This is a genomic window from Sporosarcina thermotolerans (assembly GCF_042658975.1).
GTDB classification, from domain to species: Bacteria; Bacillota; Bacilli; order Bacillales_A; family Planococcaceae; genus Sporosarcina; species Sporosarcina thermotolerans.
The window spans coordinates 31,825-48,305 of record NZ_JBHSRM010000002.1; the positions used below are offsets into that span (position 1 = coordinate 31,825).

14 protein-coding genes are annotated in these 16,481 nt (G+C 34.4%); all 14 read right to left on the reverse strand.

The features are described 5' to 3' along the window. The 14 genes from ACFPZG_RS01270 to ACFPZG_RS01335 all read right to left on the reverse strand — a co-directional run bounded on the left by ACFPZG_RS01270 (position 1) and on the right by ACFPZG_RS01335 (position 16,462). The gene (locus ACFPZG_RS01270; protein WP_283732965.1) at positions 1 to 1,056 is read right to left on the reverse strand and encodes a GDP-mannose 4,6-dehydratase; all 1,056 of its coding nucleotides are present in this window, start codon (positions 1,054 to 1,056) and stop codon (positions 1 to 3) included. A gap of 149 nt (positions 1,057 to 1,205) precedes the next feature. Beyond that, positions 1,206 to 2,225 (reverse strand): UDP-glucose 4-epimerase GalE, encoded by a 1,020-nt coding sequence (gene galE / locus ACFPZG_RS01275; RefSeq protein WP_317940339.1) that lies wholly within the window; start codon positions 2,223 to 2,225, stop codon positions 1,206 to 1,208. A gap of 107 nt (positions 2,226 to 2,332) precedes the next feature. After that, positions 2,333 to 2,863, reverse strand: a complete 531-nt coding sequence (locus ACFPZG_RS01280; protein WP_381426379.1) for a hypothetical protein — start codon at positions 2,861 to 2,863, stop codon at positions 2,333 to 2,335. 359 nt (positions 2,864 to 3,222) lie between these two features. Continuing rightward, positions 3,223 to 4,701, reverse strand: coding sequence for a lipopolysaccharide biosynthesis protein (locus ACFPZG_RS01285; protein ID WP_317940341.1), 1,479 nt, complete (start codon positions 4,699 to 4,701; stop codon positions 3,223 to 3,225). Between the two features lie 44 nt (positions 4,702 to 4,745). After that, positions 4,746 to 5,471, reverse strand: a complete 726-nt coding sequence (locus tag ACFPZG_RS01290) for a hypothetical protein (protein WP_283732969.1) — start codon at positions 5,469 to 5,471, stop codon at positions 4,746 to 4,748. After that, a complete protein-coding gene (locus tag ACFPZG_RS01295; RefSeq protein WP_317940342.1) occupies positions 5,447 to 7,000 on the reverse strand; it encodes a hypothetical protein in 1,554 nt (517 codons plus the stop codon). Before ACFPZG_RS01295 ends, ACFPZG_RS01290 begins: the two co-directional genes overlap by 25 nt. Before the next feature lie 7 nt (positions 7,001 to 7,007). Next, complete coding sequence (locus tag ACFPZG_RS01300) at positions 7,008 to 7,877, reverse strand: O-antigen ligase family protein (RefSeq protein WP_381426380.1); 870 nt, start codon at positions 7,875 to 7,877, stop codon at positions 7,008 to 7,010. Between the two features lie 419 nt (positions 7,878 to 8,296). Next, a complete protein-coding gene (locus tag ACFPZG_RS01305) occupies positions 8,297 to 9,394 on the reverse strand; it encodes a glycosyltransferase (protein WP_317940344.1) in 1,098 nt (365 codons plus the stop codon). Further along, positions 9,391 to 10,539 (reverse strand): glycosyltransferase family 1 protein, encoded by a 1,149-nt coding sequence (locus ACFPZG_RS01310; RefSeq protein ID WP_381426381.1) that lies wholly within the window; start codon positions 10,537 to 10,539, stop codon positions 9,391 to 9,393. Before ACFPZG_RS01310 ends, ACFPZG_RS01305 begins: the two co-directional genes overlap by 4 nt. A 39-nt stretch (positions 10,540 to 10,578) precedes the next feature. Beyond that, positions 10,579 to 11,712 (reverse strand): glycosyltransferase family 4 protein, encoded by a 1,134-nt coding sequence (locus tag ACFPZG_RS01315; RefSeq protein WP_317940345.1) that lies wholly within the window; start codon positions 11,710 to 11,712, stop codon positions 10,579 to 10,581. Between the two features lie 19 nt (positions 11,713 to 11,731). Then, complete coding sequence (locus tag ACFPZG_RS01320; protein WP_283732977.1) at positions 11,732 to 12,478, reverse strand: sugar transferase; 747 nt, start codon at positions 12,476 to 12,478, stop codon at positions 11,732 to 11,734. Positions 12,479 to 12,524: 46 nt separating this feature from the next. Continuing rightward, positions 12,525 to 13,739, reverse strand: a complete 1,215-nt coding sequence (locus tag ACFPZG_RS01325; protein ID WP_317940346.1) for a DegT/DnrJ/EryC1/StrS family aminotransferase — start codon at positions 13,737 to 13,739, stop codon at positions 12,525 to 12,527. 103 nt (positions 13,740 to 13,842) lie between these two features. After that, positions 13,843 to 14,727, reverse strand: a complete 885-nt coding sequence (galU, locus tag ACFPZG_RS01330) for a UTP--glucose-1-phosphate uridylyltransferase GalU (protein WP_317940347.1) — start codon at positions 14,725 to 14,727, stop codon at positions 13,843 to 13,845. A gap of 16 nt (positions 14,728 to 14,743) precedes the next feature. Then, positions 14,744 to 16,462 carry a phospho-sugar mutase gene (locus tag ACFPZG_RS01335; RefSeq protein ID WP_317940348.1) on the reverse strand — a complete coding sequence of 573 codons (1,719 nt, stop codon included), beginning with the start codon at positions 16,460 to 16,462 and terminating at the stop codon, positions 14,744 to 14,746. Between the last annotated feature and the right edge of the window lie 19 nt (positions 16,463 to 16,481).

The following is a 16,481-nucleotide window of genomic DNA, read 5'->3' on the forward strand; positions in this document are numbered from 1 at the left end:
TCAAACACTTCCTTGCGTTAGGGTGTTGATTTCTTTCACTTTATAGTAATCTACATACCAATCAGCAAATCTCTGCAATCCTTCTTCAATCGGTGTCCCTGGTTTGAATCCTACCATTTGTTGCAAAGCATCCGTAGAAGCATAAGTCGCAGGCACATCCCCTAATTTAATTGGTTCAAATTCTTTCTTAAAAACAACCTGCTTACCCATAGCGTTGCTCAAACAGCGTTCCAATGTCTCGATGAATGTCATCAACTTTTCAGGATTGTTGTTTCCGATATTATAGACCTTGTGGGGAACCTCGTCAGTAGGTGGATGGTGTATCAAGCGCTCGATTCCAGTAACAATATCATCAACATAAGTAAAATCGCGGTACAAGTCATTCTCAAAATCGCCATTATTAAAAATCTTTATCGGTTCTCCAGCAAAATACTTATCTGCAAATCCGAAATAAGCCATATCCGGCCGTCCCATCGGACCATAAACAGTAAAGAAACGCAACCCCGTTGAAGGAATTTTATACAAGTGACTATAGGTATGGGCCATTAACTCATTAGATTTCTTTGTTGCCGCATAAAGGGATACGGGGCTATCTACAAAGTCTGTCTCCTCAAAAGGAACCTTTTTATTGGCTCCGTATACAGAACTAGATGAAGCATAGATCAAATGATCCACCGGATAATGCCTGCAAGCCTCAAGGATATAATAAAAGCCAATAAGATTGCTTTGAATATAGACATCCGGGTTCTCAATCGAATATCTTACACCAGCTTGCGCCGCCAGGTTTACCACGATTTTAGGCTTGTATTTTTCAAACGTTTCTATTATCATATTTTTGTCGGAAATATCCCCATTAATGAACGTGAAGTTTTCATATTGTTTAAGTTGTTCCAAACGGGAATATTTAAGATTCACATCATAATAGTCATTTATATTATCAACACCTATTACATGCAAACCATTTTGAAGTAATTGTTTAGATAAATAAAAACCTATAAAACCTGCTGTACCGGTGATTAGGTATGTCGTTGATTTGGGCAATTGGGGGAAGTTCATAGTTTCAACTCCTGATTTTTATTTTGTGACGCCAAGATGAGTCTTAATATATCTCCATAACATTAAGAATATTCAGTTATTAAATCGTGCAGTATGCTTATCATAATCTAAAATGATTTGCTTTCCACTTACTTTATATTCAATTACACTTAGTTACCGTTTCGTAAAGCTACTTTATCTTTGTACCTATTCGCGAATCTCCAAGAATCCTGACACATTGATTTTATATCCCGTTTTGTTGCCCAGCCAAGTTCTCGTTTCGCTTTTGTAACGTCAGCAAAGCACTCGGCAATATCTCCGTGTCTCCGTTCTACGATTTTGTATGGAACCCGAATATCATTAGCTTCCTCAAAGGCTTTTACTAACTCCAAAACACTAGTACCCTTTCCGGTACCCAAGTTATAGACATGAACTCCTTCTGATAGGTTTTCTAATGCAGCTACATGCCCAGCAGCAAGATCTACCACGTGGATATAATCACGAATGCCCGTCCCGTCCGATGTAGGATAATCATTCCCAAAAACTTGTAATTCTTTAAGTTTACCTTTTACTACTTGAGTTATATATGGCATAAGGTTAGTCGGTATTCCATTAGGGTCATCGCCTATTAATCCACTTTCATGGGCCCCCACGGGGTTAAAGTACCTTAGAAGTGTAACTGAAAAGTCTGGGTTTGCTTTGGCAATGTCAGTTAAAATACGTTCACTCATTGCTTTCGTTTCGCCATATGGATTCGTCGTTGATAAAAGATCCATTGACTCTGTAAAAGGAATTTTATTATTACCGTATACCGTTGCTGAAGAACTAAAGACAAATCGATTCACGTCATATTTCCGGCAAGCATTAACAAGAACCAGCGTGCTTACAATATTATTATAATAATAGGCTAAAGGATTTACTACAGATTCTCCCACTGCTTTTAGTCCAGCAAAATGAATCACACTGTCAATTTCGCAATTTTCAAAAATCGTCTCAACTGATTCAGGATCCGTTACGTCAATTTGGAAAAAGGTCAATTCCTTATTTGTTATCTTCATTATCTGCTCAACAGTCTTTCGACTACTGTTGCAAAGATTATCAGCAATTATTACGTTGTATCCCGATTCAATTAAGGCTATAGAAGTATGTGAGCCAATATATCCAGCCCCACCTGTGACTAGTATATTCATTTGAATGATATCCCCCGTTTAAATAAATATAGAAAATAGTAGATCAATTCCTACACCCCTCTTAAAAGTTCGGTACGCAAGAAGGAATACCAATTAGTAATAATTTCTTAAGTAATGCTTCCTTCCTTTAACATTTTATACTTAATAATGTCTTCTAAGTCAGGGTGTTCAATAAGCTTCCTATCTAACCTTTTTACTTCATACTTACTCATTGTCCAAATGTCTTCACGAATCTCTTCCCAATTTGTGTGCCTAGCCCTAACTTTTACCGGTATTTTTTCTATACCTAAAACTTTGGCAAAAGCTAATCTATGATTACCATTAGCTGTGTAAAGGTAATTCCCATTCCTATCAATGTAGACATGAATAACATCTATATTTGAATTATTGGCTGTTGGCAATAAAAAACCTTCCTTTTTTATTCTATTAAATAACACATCTACTTCTTCTTCATATTTTCTTCTTAAGGCATTGATGCTTGTACAACCTTTTATTTTCTTTTCTTTCATTAATCGTTCTTTGTATTTGTTAAATAGCATAGTATCTTCCCATGCAACCTTATTCTCAAAATGTTGTATTATTGAAGAGTATTTCGTGCCAATTACCGAACTAACATCCCGATCCCAATCCCCCCTCATAATTTTGCTAAAGTATACTTTTTTGTTTTCTTCATCAACAATTCTCCATTGTATTTCATCTACTTTAATCCAAATAATCTTTTCACTATCGGCTATAGATTTATACCTATAAATACACGAGATTTAATACAATTTGTTGTAAACACTTTTAGGGCTTACTTTCAATAAAATTCTTTTTAATAACAACTTGGCCTTAAATACGGTAAGACGCTTCACAATTTATTACCCTCAAATTTAAAAGTAAAAGTGACTCTTCCAATATAATCTCCGGTTGATTCAGCCTTTAAATAGTTACTTTCACTATTTCTTATTATTTTTGGAAGCACCTTGCATATTTAGTTAGTAAATGCTTTCTTGTATCACTTTTTTAACCTTCTGGATTTTATCATGTCGACCACTTGATCCATTATCCATATCATTTCTTTACCAAGTATCCTACCAGTATTTATTCTAATCAGAATAGATACAATGGTGATAAATAGAATCCCTGACAAAAAGATCCTTAAGATGGATACCTCAATAGAAATCCAATCAATCAACCAAACACTTATAACCGCTAACATACCTAATAACAACCCTGGGACATGTGATTGCAAAATATCCTTAACTGATAGGTTGATAAATTGCATACTTAGGTGAGTCATTAAACAATAGTTAATAATAATTGCAAATAGTACTCCATATGAAACACCAATAATTCCCCAATGTTGTCCAATCCAAGCTCCACTAAATACAGCTAATGCATATATAATTTGCCTCCAAGCTCTGCGATATACAGCACCTGTTGCTCGCACCAAAGAATCACTTATCTTATAACTGGTTCGAAAAACTAAACCAACCGCTAATACTTGTAACGCAGGGACTAGGCTGAGCCAGTCTTTCCCAAACAGGATAATAACGATATCCCTTGATAATAAACAAATAAAGATACCAACAGGGATTGTAACAAAACTTACTGCTGTAATCCCGATACGATAAGCCAATGACAATTGGTTCTGCTCTTTTTGAATACGAGCCATGGCAGGAAATAGCACTTTATCCATCACTTGTCCAAATAAATTTGCCGGCATTATCATTAATTGATAGGCTCTACCGTATAAACCTAAGGAATATGAACCAAGCCATCTACCAACTACAAGATTGTCTGCCTGTAAAGCAAATTGATTACTTAGCCGGGCAATTGTAAATCCTCCCCCAAAGAATAGCAATTCTTTAACAGAATCCCAGTGAATTTGGGGTTTCATATTGTGTCTTTCAAAAGTAAACAAAAGGATGGTTTTTGTAATATTCTGACCTAAAACTGCATACACTAGCGCCCAATATCCCAAACCGACCATTGCACATAATGATCCTATAGATCCATACGCTATATATGAAATTACCTCAATACTAGTAAACAATTTGAATTTCATTTTTCGTTGTATTAGTGACTCAGCAACAACGGAAAATCCTTTGAGTAAAAAAACCAAAGACATAGTCTGCAGAATGATTTTTAAATCATTCATTCTAAAAAAAACAGCAATACTAGATGAACTAAAATATAACAGGGTTGTAAAGAATATACTTAAAAGTATCGTAAGTGTGAAGCCACTTCGAATATGCGAATCAGTTAATTTTGGACGCTGGATTAAAGCCGGACCTACTCCAATCATTGAAAATACTGTTGTAAATGAAATAACAACCATTGCAGCATTCACTATCCCGAAGTCTGACGGAGATAAAAGCCTTGCTAGTAATATCATAACTAAAAATTGTAGTATGGCTTGCGAACCAGTTCCGCAAAACATCCAAAATAAACCTTTAAATGTACTATGAGTTAACGATTCATTTTTTTTCAACTATAATTCACACCTTATAAGGAATTCATAGTACCATTTATTCATCATCCTATTGCAGTATTTGTTTTGTTGCTAATTCTTTTGATAACAATCTCATATAAAATATTTGTATTTGTATTTATTGGGGTACGCATATCCAATCCAACACGGTCAATATCTTTAATATTTAAACAGGAACGAACTTCTGCAAAAATACTGGATTGTATTTCCAGGTTTTTTCTTAAGCAATCTATCTCCATGAAGTCAAACCTTCCTTGTTCCAGTTTTCGACTGTTAATTCTTTTGCTTGACATTAGTTCATCCGATATACAATCCACAACTAAATAATTCAGTTCTTTCAAGTTTAATTTATTCAATAATTCGGCCAGTTTCCCTGCATCCATTTTGTCGAGGTACACTGATGATACAATCGCTTGTATTATTCCCTGATCCACAACGATAGCATCATAATCACCATTAATACTGTACTTTTTGTATATTAGATAAAATAAATAAATACTTTTTATATACTTAATTCTTGCTATACTAATTGGTTTTATCGAAATTAAGAAAGACAATAGATATATAGGAACCTTAACACCACCATATTTAAACAATCTTAGATACTTAGTATATTTCCCTGCATTTAAACTATTAATAAAGTAATCAGATTGCTCGGCTTTTATTCCCATTATTTGAAGCTTATTAAGTAATCTATTTGATAAAGTTGATTTCCCACTTCCAGGTAAGCCGTTAAACTCTATTATTAGTGGACACTTATTTTTTCCCATAATTGTCTTTTTACCTCCAGCAACTCGTTATCATATAGTTGAGTGGCATCGATATTATAAACTGCTGACTCCGTAAAACTTAGTTTTTTTGTGATTTCAGCTTTCACTTTAATCTCCTCTAAATTGTGATCCGGCTTTCTTTTTATTGAGACATTAGGTGGTAAATTCAACTTGAAAACAATAGTGGGTGAATATTTAATCGCGTTTGCTAAAATCTTTTTTTCTTTACTCGCTAAATAATTCATTAATGGTAACCTTAAATAATCTTTATAAATATATCCTATCTTTGGCCCGTCATATATTCCTTCAAACTCCACTTGTGGGAAACGATCAAGTATGGCAATTCCACCTTTTTTTTGATACTTATTTATTTTTTTCAGGGTTTTCAGTTTAGTTTTAGCTATCCTTAACAATTCAAAGGAATACGCAACGGTGAAAATATATTTAATTAAACTTATCTTACCCGACGATCTAATAGATCCAGTATTCTTATTATTAAATCTATCCTTCTCAGCCTTATCCACATTATTTTCTACGGGTTTACGCAACCGTTGAAAATTCTTTTTCATCACTTTTAAAAGACTGTTATATTGGTCTCCACTGCCAAGATAAAAACTTTTTGAATCTATTTTCCATGACAACCATTTTTGTATATCTTTGCTAAGCGTACTTTTCCCTGAACCATCAGCCCCAATAAAACAAACCGAAAAACCTTCATTTCCCACTACCTTCTTTAAAATGTATAAAGAACCAAAATATAAATTGAGTATCTTTTTCATTCTTATTGTATATTTAAAGTACTTATGGTGTAGAAATACTAATAATCCATTCATTTTTTTACAATGGGATAATTCTTTTTGTATAATTTCACGCAATATAATAGCATCTTTATTCGTTAGAATCTCTTTGTTAATTAATTCAAATATTTTTTCTCCATGTTTGTTAAATAAACTTAAGCACAAGTATTTTACCTTAGTTGGATCCATTCTTTTTTTTAGGTACTCGATTTCCTTTAGATAGTCATCAGAGACAATAATTCTTCTGTTTTCAGCAGACTTAAGAACTATACGTGAATATAATAATATTAGTTCTAAATTAGGTGAAATAACATAAACATTAGTATCCAAATCTAAAATGCGGGTATCCAAAGCTAAGCTGCACCAGGGAAAAGAGTATTCTTTTAAATACTTTGTTCCAGTTATTAACTCATAATGCAAATGTATGTGAATTAGTTTCCCGGTATCTTCATCAAACCCTAACCATTCATCCACATTGTTATATTTAGAACCCGACTGGGAAATAAATTTCTTGTACCCCTCATTCGTTAGTATACTTTCACAACTAAGTCTATCATCAGAGGAAACTAAAACATCTACATCGGTTATACCGTTTAACCCCTCATGTAAATGTTCATTGCTTTTCCAATGACAGTAGTTAATATTTTTATTATTCCATTCATCAAATAGCTTTTTTGATTTCTTTAAAAAAGATACTTCTTCTTCATAAATTACATCTGAAATTAATAACATGGATAATCTATCCTTTCTTAAAATCTAAGTTATCGACCATTTTCCCAAGAATCGCACCAATGACAAGAATGATGCTAAAATGTTTACTAAAATAATATATTTGTGAAACCGATAAAACCATATAGGTTATTATAAATACCATAAAAACAAAATTTAAGGGTTTATTATTACTATGTTTAGAAGCCTTATATAAATCTTTTATTACTATTATTTGTACAAGGTAAAATAAAATAGTGCCAACCAATCCAACACCTACTAATAGCTCTATAAAGTTGTTATGTGAATAGGTTATTCTTCCGATTAAGGATTCACCCAATAAATACCTGTAATTATCTATACCATAACCAAATAAAGGATTGTCCCTAAACATTTCAAGTCCAAACTTTACCATATAGGCCCTGTTATTTATAGATCCTTCAGTAGTTGATCCTTCGCCTATAAAAGTAGAAATGTTTCCAATACGACTCCCCATAACATCATAAAGAAATGGAATATTGAATACTAAATAGAAGCTAATTAATGTAAAGGTAACACCTATAGTTATGAACTTAATTTTCCCTAAAACATTATTTTGATTTGTAAAATAAAGAAATAAAATAATATTAATTAATGTAAACAATAAAGCTGTTCTAGAGCCCGTTAGCAAAATTACTAAAAAAAGAATTGGAAAAAAGAATAAATGTACTTTCCTTTTCTCAATTAAAATAAAATAAAAACAAAGAACAGCACTAATACCTAAAATAATACCTACCGAATTTTCATTACCAAGTTCACTACCTGACCTGGTTATTTGTGTAAAGTCGGTGTTGGATAAAATATAGATACTTGCAATTACACCCGAGTAAACAAAGCTAGCCGAAATCCTTTTTATTTTCACTTGTGAATCCAAGTAGTTAATTAGCGAAAACATTAGCGTGAAAACAAGAAAAATTGTTGTGAATTTAGTAATAGCAGTACCCTGGTTAATAGCATAGAAAGCCGAGAATAAACAAGAGAAAATGAATAATAAATACACCAATAAGTAAAACTTAAACCTCAATCTTTTCTTATTCAATAAGAAAGCCGCCCATATTAATGCAAGCAATAACACGGCTATCCCATTACTAATTACATTTAACCCCTCCTGGTATGTAAATATATAGATACTAAGAATATAAAAGAATATTATAGAATCAATGATTTTATCTAATCTAATTTCATTCATAACTGACTCCATTCCTTACCAAAATAATATTATTCCTTAAAATCATGAGTATCCAGCCAGAAGGATCAGTAAACCGTGCAGCCGCAGTTAAATTATTCATTATTTTTAAGTGCAAAATTTCCTCCGGTTAAAAAAATAGATTCGTATTTCTTAATAATATGTTTTATATCAAAAACGTCCGCCCTATTCCCTGTTTTATTTACTTCAATATGGGATGCAATCATTTCCTTCGCTAAAGATTTGTAGTCGCCCTCTTCAGAAAGATTCCCATACTCATTTCCTCCTAAAATTTCATATGGTCCACTTTTACAATTTGTCGAAACTACTTTCACACCACATGCTAGTGCTTCTAATAATGTATTAGGAAAACCTTCCCATCTTGACGAGAGAACAAATACATCCGCATTCTTGTAATAGGGATATGGGTTGTTTTTAAACCCAACAAACGAAACCTTTTCCCTCATTCCTAACACATTAACTTGAGTTTGTAGAGTACTTTTCAATTCACCCTCTCCCAATATAGTTAGGTGAGCATTTGGGATATTTTTAGAAACTATAGTAAAGGCATTTATTAGCGTATCAAATCCTTTTTGTTGAGTAAGCCTTCCTACTGAAAGAAAATTAACCATTTTACCGTAGTATGGACTTATTCCCACTGACATTTCCCTTATGTTATTTATGTCTAATGGATTATATATATATTGAATATTTTCTCCTTTAACATTTGAAAAATGCATGATGTCATTTTTCATTTCATCACATTGTGCTATTATTAAATCAGCTTTTGGATATAAATACTTATATAAGAAAGTAAACATTTTTTTATTTCTTCTAATATCTTTGGAGGGTGTGTTGGCTTCCCTAACAATAATTTTCGGATTCCCTTTGATAAAATACTTAATAGCTAAAACGGCTATATTTAGGTGCCCCATAGTTGAGAAAATCACGTCAGGCCTAATTATATTTAATACTTTTATTAGGGGAATCAAAGAATTTCTAACTCTTGTAGTATTTAAGTCGACCACTTCTATATTTTCAGGCAAATCACGTAAATATGGTCCTTCTTTTTTCAACAAAATCAATTTTATATCGAATTTATTTGGATCCAAATTTCTAATAATATTTACTGTTACTCGTTCCGCTCCGCCCCCCCTTAAAGAAGGAATTAGAAAAGCGATTTTCCGTTTCATACCTTCAACTCCTCGTACTTATTCAGCATGAAATTTTGATAACTTATAGCAGATAATGAGATATCATAATTTGAATTCACTATATCAGAATAAGTATTCCCTCTCTTTTTAGACTTAGCAAATTTCAATATATTTTCGGCCCAATATCCGGCATCGTTATTAAGGGATATACTTTTTATTAATGATGTTATCTTAATTTCCTCTGTAATATTATTTGATACAATACATGGTAGTCCGGAAGCTTGAGCTTCAACTAAGGTAACAGGTAAACCTTCAAATAACGAAGGAAAAACAAATACATCCATTGCTCGTAGTAAATCGGGTATGTCAGAACGAACACCTGTAAAAATTACATTACTTGACAAGTCTAATTTTTTAACCTTTTGCTGTATTCGTTGTTTTTGTTCTCCATCACCAACTAGTACTAATACAGAATTCCTGTTTCGAAGATATACTTCATTAAATATATCAATTAAAAATTCATGATTTTTCTCTGTACCGAATCTCCCTACATGTCCAATTACAAACTTCTCGCTTACTCCCAACTCTTTTCTCTTCATCTTTCTTTTTTCAAAATCAATTATGAATTCTTTTGTATTAATCGCATTATTGATAACAAAAAAGTTATCCTTTTTAGATGTCTTTTTTCCAAACAACCAAATTCCCGCTGAATTTGAACAAGCAAAAAAATAGTCAGCAATATATCTAATTGGGTATTGCAATAAGTTTTTTACCACCGATGACAAGCCAATCCCCGATGAAGTACTATGACTGTGTGATATTGTTAGTAATCCATTTTTTTTTGCTAAGCTCAAATAAATAGATGCTGTACTCCTGACATGACCGTGAATAATCTTATATTCAGGATATTTTCCGAAAAATGATTTCCACGCTTTCACATAGCCAATATGATTTTTTCCGTTATATCGCTTTACTTTATAAATGCGTCCCCCTAACGAAAGAATTTCTTGGGTATAATCATATACACCATCTCCATGAATTATGAAATCAAATTGTAATCTATTACGGTCTATCGATCTATACAGGTTCATAACCATAGTTTCAGCTCCCCCACGATTCAATTCGCCTAAAACATGGAGTATTCTAACAGGTTTTGTTTCCATATCTAATCTTCTTCTTTCCATCTAATTATTATGATATACTCTGTTAAAACTCGTCGCAGACTATCCACTACTACTTCCCTTCAACAGATTATCTATTTCTTTAACATAAGCATTTACGACTATATCTCGTGAGAATGAATTCTTAACCCTACTTCTTCCAAGGGCACCCATTTTCTTTCTCTCTTCATTATTTAGCTTTATGAACAGTTCAATTTTCGAAACTAAATCTTCCATCTCACCAGCTTTATACACATATCCCGTGATACCATCCTCAACAGTTTCTTTACAACCTGAAACATCGGTAGTTATTATTGGTCTACCAGAAGATGCACTTTCCAGTAGAACATTTGACATACCCTCCCCGTATGTCGAAGGATGAATGGTACAATGGGATCGTTTAATGAAAGGCTTTACATCTCTTTGACTTCCATGGTAATTAATAATACTTTCTTCCTGCAGTTCCTGAAGTACTTTTTTGTAAGACATTTCTGTTGGTTCAATAAAGCCTATGATATTGAACTCTGTATACTCGTATTTTTTCTTGATTATTTTTGCTGCTTCAATATAGTCATCTATCCCTTTGTCCTTTAATACTCTTCCAATATAATTGAAAACTATTTTTTCCTCATTACTTGGAAAAGGTTGTAGAGGAAATCGGGTGATATTAACACCCGATCCTGGAATTAGTTCACATTTCCCTGTAACTAAATTACTTTCTTTAGCAAGTTTCATGTTTTCCTGATTCTGAAAGAAGACGCAACTAGATTTCTTAAATGATTTTTTAAACAAATAGAGAATAAACCGTTTCGTAAAACCTTTCTTTTTTATAACACTACCCAAACCGGTAACATTACTTATATATGGAATTTTTAGTACCGACGCCGCTATGCCAGCATATATATTAGGCTTGGCAGTATAAGTTAAAATCACGTCAGGTCTGTGCTTTTTAAGTAGTTTATAATAATTAACAAACAATTTAAAATCAGTAATAACATTAGTTCCCCTTCGATCAATCTGTGTGTCAATATATTTAAACCTTATATCTTTCATTAATTCTAGTTTTTCCCCATTTGGGCAAGAGATTAATAATTCGTATCCCTCGTCAATTAACCCTTCAATTAGTTCTTTCCTAAAGCAATACACATCATCATCATGGTTTGTAAACAATGCTATTAATTTTCCAACGTTCCCCATATGCCCTCCAATATGATATTTATATAGGCTTCGAATTCCTACTCGACTCAACCTTAACAACTAAATCGGAACTGCCATCTTTTTTTATTACTGATATTACCGTTTCGATCATAGTCTTAATCTCGCTAAAGATACTGAAACTCAATATACTTCTAAGGTTATATTTCATTTTTTGAGGTAATACCTCATTGATATAAATATCATCAGCGTTATTGACGTTAGCCATTAGACTTTCTTCGTTCTTATACAGAATACTAGCCTTTGAAGTTACACCTGCTGGAAGTAATAAAGTAGCTTTCATCTCATCTGTATACATTTCAACGTATTTTACTACCTCAGGCCTTGTTCCGACAAAGCTCATATCGCCTAAAATAATATTTATTAGTTGTGGAATCTCATCTAACCTGGACTTTCTTAACAACCTACCAACATTTGTAACCCTAACATCATTTTTGGTAGTTACTTGTGTCCCTATTATGTCAGCATTGTTTACCATTGTTCTGAATTTCCAGATTTTGAATTGATTACAATACTGAGTGACTCTTATTTGACGAAACATTACAGGACCTTTTGAGTCTAATTTTATTGCAATGCTTATTATTATAAATAGAGGGGATAGGATAATAAGCAAAAAAACAGCAACAGTAAAATCAAAAATCCTTTTAATGAATAAATCAAATCTTTTTTCATCTAAAACGTCATAATACTTTTTAACCTTATCGTTTTGCAAGATATCCGGTAAGTCATTCCATTTCCTAAAAACCAATTTTGCTTCCCCCCTCTGCTATTCTATTCAGCAACCATTACCTTCCTTAATCTTCAATTATGGAAATGAAATTCTTGATCACATACTCCACATCCTCATCACTCAACAAAGTATGAAGCGGAAGCGAAATTCCATTTGCATACTGTTTGTAAGCATTCGGATAATCCCTAATATCAAACCCTAAATTCTTATATGCTGTAAACATAGGCAATGGCTTATAGTGGACATTACAGGAAACTCCGGCTTCTGCCATTTCAATAACAATATCATTTCTTTTTTCTTCAATGATTTCAGGGATTCTTATTAAATAAAGATGACCTGAAGAAGAAAAGTCCTCACCATAATGCTGTAGACTTTGAATACCTAACGGCAAAAGTGCTTTATCGTACATTTCAATAATTTCCTTACGCCTCTCTAACATTTCTTCATATCTATCCAGTTGCATTAAACCAATACTCGACATAATATCCGTCATATTACATTTGTAGGCGGTGTACACAATGTCATATTCCCATGCACCTTTTTGTGTTTTTGCTAGCGCATCTTTCGATTGTCCATGAAGGCTATACAACATGTATTGCTTATAAAGCCATTCATCATCTACATTACGGTCATTACGCCATACAACTGCTCCCCCCTCTGCTGTTGTGAGATTCTTTACTGCGTGAAAAGAAAAACAAGTAAAATCGGCAACTTGCCCACTTTTCATTCCTTTTCGCTCTCCGCCAAAAGAGTGTGCAGCATCAGCCATAATAATGACCCTATTATATATGCGTTGAATTTCGTTTTTAGGATAAAACAGATCTCTTTTGCTTTCGACAATCTCATATAAAGTATCGTAATCACACATCTTCCCGGCTATATCAACAGGGATGATTGCTTTCGTCTTCTCAGTAATTGCAGCGGCTAATTTTGAATAATCCATTTCAAAAGAATCTGGAGCTGTATCGACCAAGATAATTTTTGCCCCAACATGTTCGATAACGGAAGCGGAGGCCGTATAGGTATAGGCTGAAGTAATCACCTCATCACCTGGTCCAATCCCTAAGATTCGAAGAGTCAGTTCCATTGCAGCAGTTGCAGAATTTAAACATATGGCTTTATTCGTACCTACATAATCCGCTATTCTTTTTTCGAATTCTTTCGTTCTATATCCGGTTGTAATCCAACCTGATTTTAATGCTTTTGTTACCTCTTCAATTTCCATATCTGTAATATCTGGTGGGGAGAAAGGAATAACTCTTAATTTAGTTTCAATCATGTTCATACCCTCGCTTTATTTGGTTTTAGTTTTAAAGCATTAAATATCTTGGGCTAATCAGAAAAAACAAAGCATATAAAAGACCCACCAAAAAAAATGAAATTTATATCTTCACTGTACTTTCCTTCACTTTCTCGGCCATATACTCCAACAACTGCCCCCGCATTTCCTCATTCAGCAATGCAAATTCAATAGTCGTTGTTATAAACCCTAACTTTTCACCAACATCAAACCGCTTTCCTTCAAAATCATAAGCGAATACGCGTTGGACTTGATTTAATTTTTGGATTGCATCTGTTAACTGGATCTCTCCGCCTGCGCCTTTTTCATGTTCTCCTAAATACTTAAAGATTTCGGGAGTAAGCACGTATCTACCCATAATTGCGAGATTCGAAGGGGCAGTTCCTAAAGCCGGTTTCTCTACAAAGTTTTCCACTGCATATCTTCTACCGATTTGACTGGATGGTTCAATAATTCCGTAGCGATCTGTTTCTTCATCTGAAACCGTTTGAACACCTATAACAGATGCGTGTGTTTCTTCATATTGTTCAATTAGTTGTTTAAGTCCAGGCGTGTCAGCAGTTACAATATCGTCACCAAGTAGAACAGCAAACGGTTCATCTCCAATGAATTTCCTTGCACACCAAACTGCGTGACCAAGCCCCTTTGGTTCTTTTTGGCGAATGTAATGGATGTCTACGTTGGATGATTGTCTCACCTTTTCAAGGATATCGAATTTCTCTTTTTGGATAAGGTTCTCTTCCAGTTCAAAATTGTTGTCAAAGTGATCTTCAATTGCACGTTTACCTTTTCCGGTTACGATGATGATATCTTCGATACCAGATGCAATCGCTTCCTCAACAATATATTGGATTGTCGGCTTATCAACGATAGGTAGCATTTCTTTCGGCATTGCTTTCGTTGCAGGCAGGAAACGTGTTCCAAGACCAGCTGCCGGAATGATCGCTTTACGCACTTTTTTGTTCATCATTTATTCCCCCTTATTACTTAACCCCTTGCAGGATGGCATCTTCCAAGTCAGCAAGCCTTTCTTTAGCCTCTTCCTCAGTTTTACCCTTTGCTGCAAAGTAGAATTTACATTTTGGTTCTGTTCCTGAAGGCCGAATACATACCCATGAACCGTCTTCAAGCTTGTATTTTAGGACATCGGCTTCTGGCAATTCAATCTGGCTTTTCATGCCCGAAGGTAGTTCAGTAGCTATTCCAATTTTGTAATCTTCAATCATCTCAACTCGGATGCCGCCTAATATTAATGGAAAGCTTTCTCTAAAACTGCCCATTATCCGGTCAATCTGTTCAGTGCCTTCTTTTCCTTCAAATGTAACTGAACGAGTTTCTTCTATATAATAGCCAAACTCCTCATATAGCTTGGTTATTATTTTCAGCAACGATTTTCCTTGTGATTTATAAAAGGCTGCCGCCTCCGCGATTAAAACTGCCGCTTGTATAGCATCTTTATCCCGGACGAAATCACTTACAAGGAAGCCGTAACTTTCCTCGAAGCCGAAAAGGAATGTATGTTCTTTTGATTCTCCAAACTCTTTAATCTTTTCTGCGATGAATTTGAATCCGGTTAACGTATCCAACGTTTCAAGCATATATTTTTCAGCAATTGCCCGAGCCAATTCCGTCGTGACGATTGTTTTCATGACGACACCGTTCCTTGGCAATGTACCTGCATTTAGCCTCTGTTCTAACAAATAATTGATCATGATTGCGCCAATTTGGTTGCCTGAAAGGAGAATGTATTCTCCCTTCCCGTCCTTCACAGCGACGCCCAAACGATCTGCATCGGGATCAGTAGCCAATAAAAGATCCGAATGATTCTTTTTTCCATATTGAATGGCTAATTCGAATGCAGCTGCTTCTTCCGGATTAGGAGATTTAACTGTAGTGAAATTGGGATCCGGTATGCATTGTTCTTCAACAAATACCACATCTGTAAAACCGAACGCGGAAAATGCCTGTTGTGCGGGAATTGTCCCCGTTCCGTGAAGCGCAGTAAATACAATCGAAAGATCTCCTTTATCAGCAGTCGTATTAAGTTGAATCGTCTGTAGCGCATTTATATATGACTGGTCAACTTCATCTCCGATATAAGTAAGAAGCCCTTCTTCCACAAGTTGTTCATGATCCGCTACTTCAATAAGGAATTCCGACTCGGCTTGCTTCACATAGTCGACTACGATATCTGCGTCTTCCGGAGGTAATTGGGCCCCGTCTTCCCCATACACTTTCAACCCATTATATTGAGGTGGGTTATGGCTCGCGGTAATCATCACTCCCGCAAATGTTCGTAAGTGTCTGACTGCGAATGATAATAATGGCGTTGGGCGCAAGTCCTCATATAAATATACTTGGATGCCTTGATGCCCAATTGTCTTCGCAATCTCAAGTGCAAATTCACGGGACATATACCTTGAATCGTATGCAATGACGATTCCTCTTGACATCGCTTGTTCACCTTGATCTTTTATGAACATGGAAAGGCCGTATGCTGCCTTTCTCACTGTGTAAATGTTCAATCGGTTAGTTCCCGGTCCCATTAGTCCACGCATACCGCCAGTCCCAAACTCCAGTTCTTTATAAAAACAATCTTCCATCAATTTTGCATTTGATAGGTTACTATATAGTTCAATTTTTAACGAATCACTTTCAGGCAATTGTTTTAGCCATTGATCCCGCCTTCGTTTCCATTGCATGTCAGTAGATCCTTTCTGT

Excerpts from the sequence above, each read along its gene's own strand:
- ACFPZG_RS01295 (WP_317940342.1), bottom strand. The coding sequence starts at position 7,000 with ATGTTATTAATTTCAGATGTAATTTATGAAGAAGAAGTATCTTTTTTA.
- ACFPZG_RS01305 (WP_317940344.1), bottom strand. The coding sequence starts at position 9,394 with ATGAAACGGAAAATCGCTTTTCTAATTCCTTCTTTAAGGGGGGGCGGA.
- ACFPZG_RS01335 (WP_317940348.1), bottom strand. The coding sequence starts at position 16,462 with ATGCAATGGAAACGAAGGCGGGATCAATGGCTAAAACAATTGCCTGAA.
- galU (WP_317940347.1), bottom strand. The coding sequence starts at position 14,727 with ATGAACAAAAAAGTGCGTAAAGCGATCATTCCGGCAGCTGGTCTTGGA.
- ACFPZG_RS01325 (WP_317940346.1), bottom strand. The coding sequence starts at position 13,739 with ATGATTGAAACTAAATTAAGAGTTATTCCTTTCTCCCCACCAGATATT.
- galE (WP_317940339.1), bottom strand. The coding sequence starts at position 2,225 with ATGAATATACTAGTCACAGGTGGGGCTGGATATATTGGCTCACATACT.
- ACFPZG_RS01310 (WP_381426381.1), bottom strand. The coding sequence starts at position 10,539 with ATGGAAAGAAGAAGATTAGATATGGAAACAAAACCTGTTAGAATACTC.
- ACFPZG_RS01270 (WP_283732965.1), bottom strand. The coding sequence starts at position 1,056 with ATGAACTTCCCCCAATTGCCCAAATCAACGACATACCTAATCACCGGT.
- ACFPZG_RS01315 (WP_317940345.1), bottom strand. The coding sequence starts at position 11,712 with ATGGGGAACGTTGGAAAATTAATAGCATTGTTTACAAACCATGATGAT.
- ACFPZG_RS01280 (WP_381426379.1), bottom strand. The coding sequence starts at position 2,863 with ATGAGGGGGGATTGGGATCGGGATGTTAGTTCGGTAATTGGCACGAAA.
- ACFPZG_RS01290 (WP_283732969.1), bottom strand. The coding sequence starts at position 5,471 with ATGGGAAAAAATAAGTGTCCACTAATAATAGAGTTTAACGGCTTACCT.